14 protein-coding genes and 1 other RNA gene are annotated in these 13510 nt (G+C 48.3%); 9 read left to right on the forward strand and 6 right to left on the reverse strand.

Annotated elements, in window-relative coordinates; translation table 11 throughout:
- The first annotated feature begins 2 nt into the window (after positions 1 to 2).
- Together ssrS and L3D05_RS06920 are read left to right on the forward strand one after the other, a co-directional pair.
- A non-coding RNA gene (gene ssrS, locus L3D05_RS06915) (6S RNA) lies at positions 3 to 185 on the forward strand.
- A gap of 82 nt (positions 186 to 267) precedes the next feature.
- Positions 268 to 648 (forward strand): DUF1499 domain-containing protein, encoded by a 381-nt coding sequence (locus L3D05_RS06920; RefSeq protein ID WP_239615268.1) that lies wholly within the window; start codon positions 268 to 270, stop codon positions 646 to 648.
- Between the two features lie 75 nt (positions 649 to 723).
- Here the strand turns inward: L3D05_RS06920 and tpx are convergent, their stop codons facing one another.
- On the reverse strand, positions 724 to 1236 hold the full coding sequence (gene tpx / locus L3D05_RS06925; protein ID WP_239615269.1) for a thiol peroxidase: 513 nt from the start codon (positions 1234 to 1236) through the stop codon (positions 724 to 726).
- A 109-nt stretch (positions 1237 to 1345) separates the two neighbouring features.
- On the opposite strand from tpx, the gene gltC reads away from it, so the two are divergent.
- The gene (gene gltC / locus L3D05_RS06930) at positions 1346 to 2248 is read left to right on the forward strand and encodes a glutamate biosynthesis transcriptional regulator GltC (RefSeq protein WP_239615270.1); all 903 of its coding nucleotides are present in this window, start codon (positions 1346 to 1348) and stop codon (positions 2246 to 2248) included.
- A 71-nt stretch (positions 2249 to 2319) separates the two neighbouring features.
- Here the strand turns inward: gltC and L3D05_RS06935 are convergent, their stop codons facing one another.
- Together L3D05_RS06935 and L3D05_RS06940 are read right to left on the reverse strand one after the other, a co-directional pair.
- Complete coding sequence (locus L3D05_RS06935) at positions 2320 to 3003, reverse strand: zinc metallopeptidase (protein WP_239615271.1); 684 nt, start codon at positions 3001 to 3003, stop codon at positions 2320 to 2322.
- A gap of 45 nt (positions 3004 to 3048) precedes the next feature.
- The gene (locus L3D05_RS06940; protein ID WP_239615272.1) at positions 3049 to 3504 is read right to left on the reverse strand and encodes a MerR family transcriptional regulator; all 456 of its coding nucleotides are present in this window, start codon (positions 3502 to 3504) and stop codon (positions 3049 to 3051) included.
- Between the two features lie 386 nt (positions 3505 to 3890).
- Between L3D05_RS06940 and L3D05_RS06945 the strand changes: the two genes are divergently transcribed.
- From L3D05_RS06945 to L3D05_RS06955, 3 genes are read left to right on the forward strand one after another with little or no spacing between them, the layout of a single operon-like run.
- A complete protein-coding gene (locus tag L3D05_RS06945) occupies positions 3891 to 5252 on the forward strand; it encodes an ammonium transporter (protein WP_239615273.1) in 1362 nt (453 codons plus the stop codon).
- A gap of 49 nt (positions 5253 to 5301) precedes the next feature.
- Entirely contained in the window at positions 5302 to 6381 is a 1080-nt protein-coding gene (locus L3D05_RS06950) for a DUF294 nucleotidyltransferase-like domain-containing protein (protein WP_239615274.1), read from the forward strand.
- Positions 6382 to 6386: 5 nt separating this feature from the next.
- Positions 6387 to 7130 (forward strand): exonuclease domain-containing protein, encoded by a 744-nt coding sequence (locus L3D05_RS06955; protein WP_239615275.1) that lies wholly within the window; start codon positions 6387 to 6389, stop codon positions 7128 to 7130.
- On the opposite strand, the gene L3D05_RS06960 is transcribed toward L3D05_RS06955, so the two are convergent.
- The gene (locus L3D05_RS06960) at positions 7112 to 7561 is read right to left on the reverse strand and encodes a M67 family metallopeptidase (protein WP_239615276.1); all 450 of its coding nucleotides are present in this window, start codon (positions 7559 to 7561) and stop codon (positions 7112 to 7114) included. The genes L3D05_RS06955 and L3D05_RS06960 overlap by 19 nt on opposite strands.
- A gap of 72 nt (positions 7562 to 7633) precedes the next feature.
- The gene (locus tag L3D05_RS06965; protein WP_239615277.1) at positions 7634 to 8944 is read right to left on the reverse strand and encodes an MFS transporter; all 1311 of its coding nucleotides are present in this window, start codon (positions 8942 to 8944) and stop codon (positions 7634 to 7636) included.
- Between the two features lie 215 nt (positions 8945 to 9159).
- Here L3D05_RS06965 and L3D05_RS06970 point away from each other — a divergent pair, with 215 nt between their 5' ends.
- Entirely contained in the window at positions 9160 to 9738 is a 579-nt protein-coding gene (locus tag L3D05_RS06970; protein ID WP_239615278.1) for a TlpA family protein disulfide reductase, read from the forward strand.
- A 179-nt stretch (positions 9739 to 9917) separates the two neighbouring features.
- Here the strand turns inward: L3D05_RS06970 and cimA are convergent, their stop codons facing one another.
- Positions 9918 to 11531 (reverse strand): citramalate synthase, encoded by a 1614-nt coding sequence (gene cimA, locus L3D05_RS06975; RefSeq protein ID WP_239615279.1) that lies wholly within the window; start codon positions 11529 to 11531, stop codon positions 9918 to 9920.
- A gap of 143 nt (positions 11532 to 11674) precedes the next feature.
- Here cimA and L3D05_RS06980 point away from each other — a divergent pair, with 143 nt between their 5' ends.
- Entirely contained in the window at positions 11675 to 12970 is a 1296-nt protein-coding gene (locus tag L3D05_RS06980) for a DNA polymerase IV (protein WP_369417956.1), read from the forward strand.
- A 120-nt stretch (positions 12971 to 13090) separates the two neighbouring features.
- Complete coding sequence (locus tag L3D05_RS06985; RefSeq protein WP_239615280.1) at positions 13091 to 13327, forward strand: ferredoxin; 237 nt, start codon at positions 13091 to 13093, stop codon at positions 13325 to 13327.
- Positions 13328 to 13510: the final 183 nt, after the last annotated feature.

The following is a 13510-nucleotide window of genomic DNA, read 5'->3' on the forward strand; positions in this document are numbered from 1 at the left end:
GATTACTCCTGCCTTGTGCGTTACGACGCTTTATTGTTTTGAACCAATGTTTGTTTCCAGGGAGCTCTAGATTGCCTAGTGGCTGACATGCCCCCGAAAAGGGAAGTCAAAAGCTGCGCTGCGGGCACCCACCTGCCAAAGCAGGTTCAGAAACATGCACGTCGGACGGCAATGGCGGGTTTTTTCTATCCTTGGACTTTAATCCCCGGGTCAAGCGTGGTAAGATAGAATGTAGCGCGCCATGGGTACCCGGAGGGAGAGAGAGCATTGAAGCGATTGCTGATTGGACTAATCCGCAGCCACGAACATACGAGTGACAAGGCCAAAGATCCGAAGCTTAAATCTCATTACTATCGCCTTTCGAAAGATCGTGCTTGGGACGAGGTTAGCTCCATTCTAAAGAAGATGAAGGGCTACAAAGTTCTGCATGAGGTTCAGACGGTTGGCGAGATCGTTATGGAGAAGAAGACGATGTCCGGACGGACGATGGATATTACGATCCAAATCGTCGGTACAAGCCCAGGTAACACGGCAGTAGACATCTATTCGGCATCTCGGGGATCTCTCGGTGATCTGGGTGCGAATTATCGTATCATTCAGGAAATCTATAGCGTATTGGATCGCAAGCTGTCCTCATACAAAGTTTAGATAAATGTAGACGAGTACAACAAAAGCGAGGAAGGCTGTTCGCCTAACTCGCTTTTGTTGTACTCGCTGAGCTTTTTAGATCAGGTTCTTAACTGCAGCGATAGCTGCTTCATAATCCGGATGCTCGGTCATTTCCTTCAGCACTTCTACGTAAGTAATTTGATTGTTGGCGTCGAGGACGAAGATCGATCTCATATCCAAATGAAGTTCTTTAATGAGAACGCCATAGGATTTACCGAAACTATTTTCTTTGTAATCCGATAGTAGGAATACGCGATCGACTCCTGCAGCCGCGCACCAGCGCGCTTGGGCGAAAGGAAGATCGGCGCTGACCGTAATGATAACGACGTTGTCTCCCAATTTGGAAGCTTCTTCGTTGAAACGGCGAGTTTGCGCGTCGCATACGCCTGTGTCGATCGAAGGAACGACGCTAATCAATTTAACTTTACCCGCGTAATCTTGCAGGGAAGACGTTTCGAGCAGATTTTTGTTGAGTGAAAAATCGGGAGCGGAATCTCCGGCTTTCAAGACGGGGCCGATAAGAGTAATAGGGTTACCTTTGAGTGTAGCTGCACGTTCTTGGGACATGATTATAATCCTCCTTCATTGATAAGGTTTGCAGTAATCATTATAATCGTTAACGAATACCATTGTCCAATCATTGGAACTTGCGGATGGGCGTGGAAGGGGATGCATAATGGAACTCAGGCAATTAGAATATTTCGTGAGGGTCGCTCGGCTCCAGCACGTTACGAACGCCGCGGAAGAACTGCATGTGGCTCAATCCGCAGTCAGCAGGCAAATTCATAGGCTCGAAGAAGAACTCGGCATTCGTCTGTTCATGCAGCGAGGGCGGAATGTTCAATTGACTCCTGTAGGCCAATTATTCCTGCGGCGAGCGGAAACCTTGTTAGGGGATTTGGATAGGGCGGTCATGGAAATACACGAATATCTTGACCCTGAGGTAGGCGAGATTAGGCTAGGTTTTCCGCATAGCCTAGGGATTCACCTTGTTCCTCAAGTCGTTGCCGCCTTTCGCAAGCTACATCCGAACGTGAAATTCAGATTTCGCCAAGGAATGTACCCTTCATTGATTCGGGATATCGTCGATGCGGAAGTGGATATCGCCTTTATTTCTCCGTTTCCGGAGAAGAGTGAGCAAGTGACTGGCGAAGTCGTGCTTACGGAGGAGTTATTCGCTATCCTGCCGGAAACGCATAGATTGGCGTTGAAGGATTCGATTAACCTTAATGAACTTAAGGATGAAACGTTCGTATTATTCAGTTCGGGCTACTCCTTGCGGCCAATCGTGTGGGACGCGTGCAGGGAAGCCGGATTTACGCCCAAAATCGGCTTCGAGGGAGAAGAGGCAGGAACCATTCGCGGCCTTGTCGCGGCGGATATGGGCGTTAGCCTGCTACCTGAGATGGCAATGTACGAGACGAGCTCCATGATGCCGGCGGTCGTGAAGATCAGCGAGCCCCGTGTCACCCGTACGATAGGGCTCATCCGCCGTTCCGGAGAGAAAATGCCATTGGTTGTACAGATGTTCCACACTTTCCTTCTCGAATTTTTCAAGAACCAATATAAGTCCCTGTAACAATAGGATCGTAAATAAACAACCCCGCCAGGATTATCTGGCGGGGTTGCTTCGCTTCTATAAATTCATCGTTAATCCCGATTGCTATTCGTAAAGATCATTATATATTTGATCAGCTCCAGCAGGGCGATCAAGGCGGCGGCTACATAGGTGAGTGCGGCTGCGTTTAATACTTTCGCGACTCCGCGTTCTTCGTCTTGTGTAATGAAGCCTTCGGCAATCATAATGTCACGTGCACGCGAGCTGGCGTTGAATTCAACGGGTAAAGTTACGAGCTGAAAAGCGACCGCTGCGGTGAAGAAGATAATACCAATACCGACCAAATTCATGGAATGGAACAAGAATCCCGCAATGAGCAAGAATGGCGCTATCCCGGAAGAGAACCGAACGACCGGGAACATCCTGTGACGCAGCACTAACATCGGGTATGAGTTCTGATGCTGAATGGCATGCCCGACTTCATGGCACGCGACGGATATCGCGGAAATCGAGCTTTCGTAGTATACGGGTTCGGATAGGCGCACGACACGACTAATGGGATCGTAGTGGTCGGAGAGCGCTCCGGGAACGGGTTCGATCGGAACGTCGTGTAGTCCGTTGCGGTCAAGCATTCGTCTAGCCGCTTCGTATCCGGTCATTCCGCTTGCGCTTCGAACCTCGGACCAATGGTTGAATGTGCTCTTGACTCGGAATTGAGCCCACAGTGACAGGACGAAGGCGATAATAATGAGAAAATCCATCGGGTGAAAGAACATGATGTTAATCCCTCCGTATTGCTGATGTTAAATCTGCGGCTTGCGCTACATAAGATTACTCTTCCCTAAAAGAAGAAGAAGCGCTTCTACGCACGCAGCCGTTTGCGGTGTGATGGCACGGAAGAGCCTTTTGGCTTGTTGCGGCTTCAATTGCTCCAGAACGGGCTCCAAATCCTTGACTTCCCTTTCCAGCAGGGCAAGGTGGGTTTGCAAATCCGAGAGCTTGCGGGTTACGGCCTCATCCGGAACGACTCGGTTAAGGGAAGCGAATTGCTCGCGAATTTCTTCTAACGAGAATTTCTGGGCTTTCAAATGTTCAATGCGCCTTATGCGTTCCAGGGTTTCGTCGTCATAGAGCCTGTAATTTCCCGTTGATCTTTTGGCTGGCGCCAGTAGACCTAATCCGGTGTAATAATCGATTGTACGAGGGCTAATACCGGCCAAAGAGGAAATTTCGCCAATCCGGTACAGGCGTGGGGCATTCATCGATCCGTTACGCATCGAATCACCTTCTTTCCTGTTTTGTCGCTTTATTCATCTATCATACCGAAAGGGGAACCGTACAGTCAAACGTGATGCTTACAGCCGTTAAAGCTGTTATTATAGCCAATCTAATTCTTGTGGAATATTAATTTACATATACCCACTTGTTGTAAGGTATTTGTGTTGGACAAGGCGGAAATTTGAAGGGGGACTGGTTGTCTACAGAGCTGAAAGTGGTCAGAATCCTAACATTAAACTGATTTTGAGATGTTAATGTTAGATTTTTGGTGCATTTATCGAATTTTTTTATGAAAATCGTATTGTCAAATCGTAATTATCACCCTATAATGACACTAAGCCTTTCTTAATATGTCATGAAACATTACACGTAGGGAGTGGTCGGTTTGATTAAGAAAAGTTTAGTGGCGTTGGGTGCACTTCTCGTGCTGTTTCCGACAATTGCATTCGCAGAGGATCCATCCGCAAATCAGCTCAATATGGGAATAAACGCATTATGGGTAATGCTGGCAGCGATCTTGGTTCTTCTCATGCAAGGCGGCTTTATCCTTCTGGAAGCGGGTTCGACACGAATGAAAAATGCCGGGCACGTAGCAGGCAAAACGATCTTCACTCTTGGCCTAGCTTCAATCGTCTACTGGGCAGTCGGGTATGGATTCGCCTTTGGAGGAGATGCGTCTGATTCGTTGAATAAATTTATCGGATTAGGAAACTTCTTCTTTAATCCGGAAATTGCGTCCGTAGACAATGCATTACCAAGCTCCGTGTTTTTCGTTTTCCAATTGGCGTTCGCAGCGGTGTCGCTTTCCATCGCATGGGGCGGATTCGCGGAGCGCGCGAAATTATCTGCCTATCTCATCTTCACGCTATTCTTCGTATCGGTTATCTATCCTGTCATCGCTCACTGGATCTGGGGCGGCGGATGGTTGGCCAAAGACGGAGCGCAAGATTTCGCGGGATCGACCGTTGTTCACTTAACGGGTGCTATCGGCGCGTTAGCGGCTACGATTCTATTGAAGCCGCGTATCGGTAAATTCAATAAGGACGGATCGGCCAATGAGATTCTTGGACACAACCAAGTGTTCACGGCTCTAGCCGTACTGATTCTATGGGTTGGTTGGTTCGGATTTAACGCAGGTAGCACAATTGCTATCGGTGATGGTTTCTTCGGCTTCGTCGCATTCAACACGCAATTGGGCGCGGCGGCGGGCGCTGTAGCGGCACTGTTGATCTCTTGGCTGGTTAACGGCAAAGCGGATATTACGACGATGTTGAACGGAGCTCTGGCAGGCCTGGTTGCGATCACGGCATCTTGCGCATTCGTAGATCCGTGGGCTGCAGTCGTAATCGGTCTAGTAGCGGGCGTGCTCGTATTCTTCAGCGCTAAGTTTTTCGAGAAAATCAAAGTCGACGATCCGATCTTTGCTCTCTCCGTGCACGGAGCGGCAGGAGTTTGGGGAACATTGGCGAATGGTTTGTTTGCAACGGAAGAATTGTCCCAGAAAGTGGGAATCGGTAAAGCGGGATTGTTCGAAGGCGGCGGTTGGGGGCAACTGTGGGTACAATTCGAATCGGTTGTCGTGTGCGGTGCTTTCGCATTCGTTGCCTCGTTCATCGTATTGTGGGTTGTGAAAAAAGCGATCGGTTTCCGCGTGACGGAAGAACAAGAAATTATCGGTTTGGATTTGAGCGAGCACGGTAACTACGGTTACCCCGAGCAAATGAAAAAAGCCGGCACATCGGTCTAATTCTGAATAGTCCTTACACCGGCGTAAATACAGGAGGGGTAGAAACCGCATGCACAATCCCATAAGGGAGAAGCGGTTGCTTGACATCACCGAAGCCGAGGATCTTGAGCAATTGAGATCGATTAGGGAAAGAGAGCAATCCCGGTTGGCAACGGAGCTGTCCACCTCTCCGGCATATGCAGTGATGGAGTCGTTGAACGAGCTTCACGACACCCTTATCACTCAAGCGATAAGGCTTGCGGAGAACGATCTGGCACGGTTGGGGCATGGCGCCCCGCCCGTGCCTTATACGTATATGCTATATGGCAGCGGTGGGCGCTACGAGCAGACGTTGTACAGCGATCAAGATAGCGGTCTCGTGTACGCGGATGTTTCGAATGAAGTCGAAGAGGAACGATGCCGCATTTATTTTCCCCTATTTGCCGCTACTGTCGTTCAATATTTAATTGCGCTTGGATATCCTCCTTGCGAAGGCAGTGTAATTGCATCAAATCCGGAGTGGTGTTTATCTCTCAGGGGCTGGAAGAAGAAAATCGACTCCTGGTTTGCGGAGCCGAGCTGGGAGAACGTTCGCTATTTGCTTATAGCGGCCGATGGGCGCGCCTTGTCGGGAGATAAGGTTCTTGCCGACAAATTCAAGGACCAAATCTATAACGATATGCTCGATCGTCCCGTTATTGCACGTCGGTTGATGGAAAATACGATCAGACACAAAGTTCTAGTCGGCGTATTCGGCCAATTGCTGACGGAGAGATACGGCGAGGAAGCGGGAAGCTTGGATATTAAGTATGGTGCCTATATTCCTATGGTGAACGCGTTCAGGCTGCTTGCGATGCAAGCCGGAATTCGCGATACGAGCACGCTTAGCCGAATTGAAGCTTTAAAACAAGCGAATGTTCTCAGCGAAGATGAAGCGATGGAAGCTTCGGACGCTTTCGTCTTCTTCTTAAAACTAAGATTGCTGGCGACAGGCACCCATGAAGACGGACAACTCATCGGAACAGGTAAAATTTCGTCAAAGCAATTGACGAAGGAAATGAAAATTCCGCTCAAACAAGCATTGAAAGCCGGCGCAAAAATACAACGCAGAGTTCAAAGGGAGTTGCAGCACCGCTTCGGCGGGAGGTGAAAGCGATGAAGGAACCCAAAGATACGAACTCGATGGGAAGAATGTGGAATTTATACAAGATGGGCGGAATTACTCCCGCAATCGCGTCCATGTTAGGTTCGTCCAATGCTCAGCAAATGGCCTTTATCCGTTCAATGTCACGCGACCAGCGTAAGGAAAGCTCTCTTGAAATGCAGCTGACGGAGATGGAGGCGGTTGTTTTCGATTTGGAAACAACCGGCTTCTATCCTTATAACGGCGATGAAATCCTATCGATCGGCGGGGTCAAAATCGTCGGAGAGAATTTAGAAGTAACAGAGCCATTTTACCAGCTCGTTAATCCGAAGAGGAAAGTCCCGAAGCATATTACGGAATTAACCGGCATAACGAACGAGATGGCGGAGAACGCACCGGATTTAATGCAAGTTTTGCATGATTTCATGGACTTCGCCGGGAAGAGGGTGCTGATCGCTCACGGTAGCGGGCATGACAAGCAATTTCTGAATAGCGCTTTGTGGCGTACCTCGAAGGTGAACCTGACGCATCGGATCGTGGATACGATGATGATCGCGAAGTGGCTAGAGCCCAAGGCTATTCAATATGGATTAGATGAAGTGCTGGATCGTTACGGGGTAGAAGTGACGGAGCGTCATCATGCCTTGCACGACTCGGTAATGACGGCGAAGCTGTATTTTAAGTTTCTTAAGTTTATTAGGGATAGGCAAGTTACGACTTTAGGGGAGCTTTACGCTTATTTAAGCCGACATTGACCATACGATTCTTGGTGGATCGGCAGGGCAATCCAGCCGTCCGCGGAATCCCGCACATAAACTGCAAGCTCGAATTGATCTCGCGTGAGTCCGACAATCCAATAGGTGCCCCATGGAACGTAACCTAGTTCATCGCTAACGCTTGGAGCTAGCGAACCTTGCGGATGCGAGTGGAAAAAGCCAACGATTTCTCGTTGGTTTTTTTGCGCGCCGTAATAAGCGGCGATCCAATCTTCCGGATGGAAGGCAAAAGAAGTAATCGATGCTGCGGATACGTTACGGAGAAGGCTAAACCCATCGGCAATTAACGTGTTATTTTGAACAGTACCGAAAATAACTCCGCAAACTTCGTGAGGTTGACGCCGTCGAGATGCTTCTACAAGACTCTGTTCCAATGTTTTATTTAAGATTACTGCCGTTATATTCTTCATGCTCCGTCACTCGCCCCCAACAATAACAACCTCTAACCGAGTATGAGGGATGGGGGGCTTGAAGGGCAACCCCTATTGGACTTGTTTCCCAGGCTTGACCAAGAAGAAAACGAGACCTAGAGAAATTAAAGACAAAAGGGATACTGTAATGAACACAATCTGATGAGAAATTCCCATCATCCATCCGAACAGCGGGGGCCCGAAGGCGACTCCGAAAAATCTTAGACTGCTGTAGAGGGAGGTGATCATCCCCCTTTCCGCCTTTTCCACCGCGCCGGTGATCATCGTATTCAAGCATGGAAGCAATAACCCGGTTCCAATGCTGCTGATCGTCAATAGTCCGATAAATACGTACAGTTGGGTATTGAACCAGATCGCTAGAGCTAACGAAACGACCATAAGGGCTAGGCCGATATTCATCAGCCAGCGCATAAGAACGCCGTTCTTGCGGATAATGGTTCCAGTCGCGTATGCTGTCGACACCATGCCGAACAAAGGAATAGCGAGTATGAAGCCTTTGCGAACTCCATCAATGGAATAAGGCGGTTTCTCGAGAATGTTCGAGAGAAAAAAAAGGATTCCGAACAAAATAAACAGTGCAAGAGAACCGCTGAAAAAAGAGGAGACGAGCCAACGGCCGTTTTTGGCGAAAATTCGTTTAATCGATTGCAGGTATTGCTTAACCGGTTGAGGCGGTTGCTGGCGCTTCGGTTCTTTAATAAGAAACAACATCGCAAGCAACGACAACAAACAGAAAGCCGGAAAAGCAAAGAACGCGGCGTACCAAACGATGAGAGCAAGCAAAGAGCCCAAGATCGGACTGACAACTTTGCCAGCTCCATTAGATGCTTCGATGAGTCCGAGCGCTTGGCTTTCTTCTCCGCTCTTGTACATATCTCCGACAAGTGCCATCGCGATGGGGGCTGTTCCGGCCGCTCCGATGCCTTGTAGCGCTCTTGCGGAGATTAACACGCCATACGAATCCCACACGGCTCCGAATCCGGCAAGAATTCCCGCTCCCCCATAGATGATTAGCGAAGGGATAATGACGGCCTTGCGGCTGAATCTGTCGGATAGATATCCGGCGAATGGAATGACGATAGCGGCGCATAAGGAAAACAGGCTGATGACCAAGCTACTCTGGAACTGCGAAATACCGAGCTTGCTTTTTAATGTAGGTAAGATCGGAACAAGCATCGAATTGCCAAGAACGAGTACCAAAGGTACCGTAGAAAGCGCGATATATTCGGCTACTTTACTTTTGCGTCCGCCTTGAGGCTGGGATGATGACTTGGTGCTAGCTTCCTCGGGCGACGATTGCGTTGTGATGTCACTGGAAAAGGTTACGGTCAGCTTGCGCTTAGGTTTACTGGTCGCAGTCAATCCGAGGTTCCTCCTTAGAACTAGGGTGTTGAAATGCGTGCTACCAGGAATAGAATCCCCTTCAGGAATGAACGGTATGCGTAAGTTAAGCGGTCTTGCCTGGTAATAAACGACAACGAAGATCTAGTGACAGTTTTGTGGCTGAGGTTGGACGGAAGACGGTATTGGGGTAAGATAAAAGAAAACATCATGCTTGAAAAGAGTGAGTTAACTTTATGAGAAGAAATATCGTGATACTGGTACTTGTCGTGGTGGCCGCAGCTGCCGTATGGTTCTGGGATGCTTCAGATAAAGCACCGCAAGATCAAGTGACGGGAAGCCAAGTGGAGAGAGAACCCGGATCAAGTATTCCGGCTAAGCCAGCTCCCAAAACAAATCATTATGCACCGTCGTTTAGCCTCGATTCTCTAGATGGATCGACATCATACAACGTAGGCGGCAATCGAGATAAAGTGCTAATTATTAATTTCTGGGCTGCGTGGTGCGGCCCCTGCGAAGTGGAAGCGCCTGATCTTAAAGACATCTATGAGAAGCATAAGGACCAACTGGATCTGTACGCGGTGAACGCAACCAAGTACGATAAACTCAGGGAAGCGAAGGATTTCGTGAAAGAGCAGCAGATTGTTTTCCCCGTGCTAACGGATCCAAAGGGGGAAGCCCTTGATTTATATAAGATAACAGGTTACCCGGTCAGCTTCATCGTCGATCGGAACGGAGTCATACGCCACCGGATCGAGGGAATTATCGATCGGGAGCAATGGGAGCTGTATCTGCAAGACGTTATCCAATCTTAACGAAATCGTTACGGTTCGAGGCTAAACAATTAAATAAAGGGACTTCCGATATCGGATCGAACAAGTCGATCTAATATCGGAAGTCCCTTTTACTTGTGGTGGAAATACTCATTTATACCCTAAAAATAGAAGAACCCAGCACCGTTATAACGGTACTGGGTAATTATCGAGTAAATCGCTTAATGATTAACTAATCCGTGAGTTCCGCCAGTGAATTCCGGCTCGATTTCATCCCTGGTCATGCCAAGCAAGGCGTAACGAATGCTATCAATCAATGCTTCCCAGCTTGCTTCGATGACATTGGAAGATACTCCGACCGTACTCCAAGTATCTTTGAAATCCGTGGATTCGATCAATACGCGAACCTTAGCCGCCGTAGCGTCTTTCTCGTCTAAAACGCGAACCTTGTAGTCGGACAGGTGGATGTCGCGAATGCCTGGGTAGAATTGTACTAACGCTTTGCGCAGCGCATTATCCAACGCATTCACCGGTCCATTTCCTTCGGCTACTGTATATACTTGTTCTCCGGCAACGGTAATTTTCACGATGGCTTCCGTAATCATTTGCCCCGCTGTTTTCTCGACCATAATCTTGAAGGAGTCAACCGTGAACACTTGTACTGACCCGCCATAAGCGTCTCTTAACAGCAGTTCTAAAGAAGCATCCGCGCCTTCGAATTGGTAGCCTTGGTGCTCCAAATCTTTAATCCGGTCAATCACTTCGCGTGATTTCATTCCTTCGGCGCTCATGTCGAGACCCATTTCCTGCGCCTTGGATAGAATGTTGCTTTGCCCGGCAAGCTCGGAGACGAGTACACGCTGCTTATTGCCGACAAGTTGGGGTTCGATATGCTCGTAAGTTTTGGAATCTTTCATGATAGCGGAGACGTGAATACCGCCTTTATGAGCGAATGCAGCATTACCAACGTAAGGCTGGTTAACCGGCATGATGACGTTCGCGATTTCACTCACATATCTGGCGACGCTAGTAAGAGACGTCAATTGCTCGTTACTGACGCAACTATAGCCCATTTTGATTTGTAAGGTAGGTAAAATAGAACAAAGGTTAGCGTTCCCGCAACGTTCGCCATATCCGTTAATCGTGCCTTGGATTTGACGTGCTCCAGCCGTAATCGCGGCTAAAGTGTTAGCGACTGCCAATTCGCAGTCATTGTGCGTATGAATGCCGATCGGAGCATCGATTTCCCTGACTACGCGGGATACGATTTCGTTGATCTCGCCAGGTAACGTTCCGCCATTCGTATCGCACAGGACGATCCATTCGGCTCCGGCTGCCTTGGCTTTGGCAAGCGCCGCTAAAGCATACTCCGGATTGGCTTTATAACCATCGAAGAAATGCTCCGCGTCGAACAGGGCTTCCATTCCGCTGTTCTTAACGAATGCAAGCGATTCATAGATCATGGCCAAGTTTTCTTCCAATGTTGTCTGCAACGCCGTGTGAACATGGAAATCCCACGATTTTCCGACCAAGGTGGCTGCCTGAGCACCTGATTGCGTGAGATGCTTCAGGTTGATATCCTGCTCGCATGTGCTATTCTTCCGCCGAGTACTTCCGAAGGCCGTTAATTTGGATTGAAGTTTCAATTCCCGGATACGTCGAAAAAATTCGATGTCCTTGTTATTGCTGCCAGGATTTCCGCCTTCGATATAATGGATGCCCAAAGCATCAAGCTTCAGTGCAATTTTGACTTTATCCTCAGCGGTAAGGCTAATGCCTTCACCTTGCGTACCGTCGCGCAAAGTAGTATCGAAAATGCAAAGGGGAGTTGACATGCGTAACCGTAAAGCCTCCTTAAGTAAAAACAGGTGTAACTATTATAGCATGGCTCGTCTGAAATGTAGAGACCAACCGTCTTTGTGGCTATGTTCGAGCGGTTGAATTTTGTATAATGTAGAAACAGATAGGAGGGGTGAACGTGAGTGAGAACGAGAGCAAGAGCAAACGAAGAATTATATTGCATATCGATATGAATGCTTTCTATTGCTCCGTTCACGCCGCCGAGGAGCCGGATGTATACAAAGGGAAACCGACAGCCGTTGCGGGCAGCGTTGAACTTCGCAAGGGAATATTGGTCACGAGCTCATACGAAGCTAGAGCGCAAGGGATACGTACGGGAATGACGGTTCGGCAAGCGCAGGCTATTTGTCCTGAATTAATCTTAATCTCTCCCAACTTTGATCTCTATCGCAAATACAGTCGCGGATTTCTGCGAATTGTCGGCAATTACACCCCATTAGTCGAAGCGGTATCGATAGACGAATGTTTTCTCGATATTACGGGAAGCTCGCAATTCGGTACGCCTATAGAGATAGCGCAGACGATCGCTAGACGGGTGAAGGAAGAATTGTCGTTGCCTTGCTCTATCGGGATTGCCCCGAATAAACTTCTGGCCAAGATGGCGTCGGATATGCGCAAGCCCGATGCCATTACGATTCTTCGCAGGCGAGAGGTGCCTAACCTGCTCTGGGGTAAACCTTGCCAAACCTTGTACGGTATCGGTTCCCGAACAGCGGACAAACTATTAAGGCTTAACATTAGGACGATTGGTGACTTGGCTGCATCCGACGAGAAAATGCTAATGGAGAGGTTCGGCGTATATGGCAATTGGATGAAGCGAGCAGCCAACGGAATGGACGACTCTCCGGTCGAGCCGCTCCACGAAGCACCTAAATCGATCGGTCATACGACGACATTGCCGGCGGATTTGACGGAGAAAGATCAATATCGCCGTGTCATGCTTAATCTCGCCGACCAAACGACCCGAAGATTGAGGCATCAACGAATGGTGTGTACCACCGTGCAGATTACGATTAGAGACCCGGATATGCGTACGATAACAAGATCCTCCACGATAGCTACGCCAACGGAATCAGCCGATGATGTATATCGCGTAGCTTGCCGGCTCATGGATGCCCATTGGAAGGAAGGGAGCCCCGTTCGTTTGCTCGGGATTACTTTGCAAGGATTAACTCCCAAAGAAGAGACGCCATTGCAATTGGATTTATTTTCATATGAAGAGAATCCTAAGAAGGAACGCTTGACGAACGCGATGGATATCTTAAGAGATAAATATGGCGAGGACGCGGTATTGACCGCGGGCATGTTAGGAGACGATCCGTCGACTTTAATCCGCAACAAGAAGCTAAGGGGAACGTCGCTTCAGAAAGATTTTCTGCGGGATAAATCTGTAAACAGTGAGAACGATTATTAAGTACGCCGTACGATAATATTGATCTGCAATTTCGTTTGATCTTAGCTTGGTTTTGTATTATATTGGACAGTAGTGGACTACTATTGTAATCGACTTGGATTGATATTAGGAGGTTAACTCATGGCTAAGTATACTTACGTAGATAAGGACACATGTATTGCTTGTGGCGCATGCGGCGCAACTGCTCCTGACATTTACGATTATGACGATGAGGGATTAGCGGAAACGATTTACGGAAGCGATGGAAATCACGGTAATACCGAGATTCCAGAGGATCTGTACGACGATCTGCAAGACGCAGCGGATGGTTGTCCAACCGACTCCATCAAAATCGCGGAATCCCAATTCAATATGTAGGTTGTATTGGAATTGAAGAGAGCTCCTTCCTAGGCATGATGTCCTAGGAAGGAGCTCTTTTTGTCATGCAAAAACGGATTGGCGTCATATCTGTCATTTTTTAGACAAAGATCAACAATAAATCTAGCGCCTGAGCTATAATAAAATGTAATTGGAATCATTTGCATAGAGTGGGCGGGATCA

Origin of the sequence: Cohnella mopanensis, from assembly GCF_022352055.1 — a bacterium.
Lineage (GTDB): Bacteria > Bacillota > Bacilli > Paenibacillales > Paenibacillaceae > Cohnella > Cohnella mopanensis.

What these genes read in the sequence shown, in the direction of transcription:
- tpx (WP_239615269.1), bottom strand. Translation starts at nt 1,236, where the DNA reads ATGTCCCAAGAACGTGCAGCTACACTCAAAGGTAACCCTATTACTCTT.
- L3D05_RS06935 (WP_239615271.1), bottom strand. Translation starts at nt 3,003, where the DNA reads ATGTTCTTTCACCCGATGGATTTTCTCATTATTATCGCCTTCGTCCTG.
- L3D05_RS06940 (WP_239615272.1), bottom strand. Translation starts at nt 3,504, where the DNA reads ATGCGTAACGGATCGATGAATGCCCCACGCCTGTACCGGATTGGCGAA.
- L3D05_RS06950 (WP_239615274.1), top strand. Translation starts at nt 5,302, where the DNA reads ATGCACAATCCCATAAGGGAGAAGCGGTTGCTTGACATCACCGAAGCC.
- L3D05_RS06985 (WP_239615280.1), top strand. Translation starts at nt 13,091, where the DNA reads ATGGCTAAGTATACTTACGTAGATAAGGACACATGTATTGCTTGTGGC.
- cimA (WP_239615279.1), bottom strand. Translation starts at nt 11,531, where the DNA reads ATGTCAACTCCCCTTTGCATTTTCGATACTACTTTGCGCGACGGTACG.
- gltC (WP_239615270.1), top strand. Translation starts at nt 1,346, where the DNA reads ATGGAACTCAGGCAATTAGAATATTTCGTGAGGGTCGCTCGGCTCCAG.
- L3D05_RS06970 (WP_239615278.1), top strand. Translation starts at nt 9,160, where the DNA reads ATGAGAAGAAATATCGTGATACTGGTACTTGTCGTGGTGGCCGCAGCT.
- L3D05_RS06955 (WP_239615275.1), top strand. Translation starts at nt 6,387, where the DNA reads ATGAAGGAACCCAAAGATACGAACTCGATGGGAAGAATGTGGAATTTA.
- L3D05_RS06960 (WP_239615276.1), bottom strand. Translation starts at nt 7,561, where the DNA reads ATGAAGAATATAACGGCAGTAATCTTAAATAAAACATTGGAACAGAGT.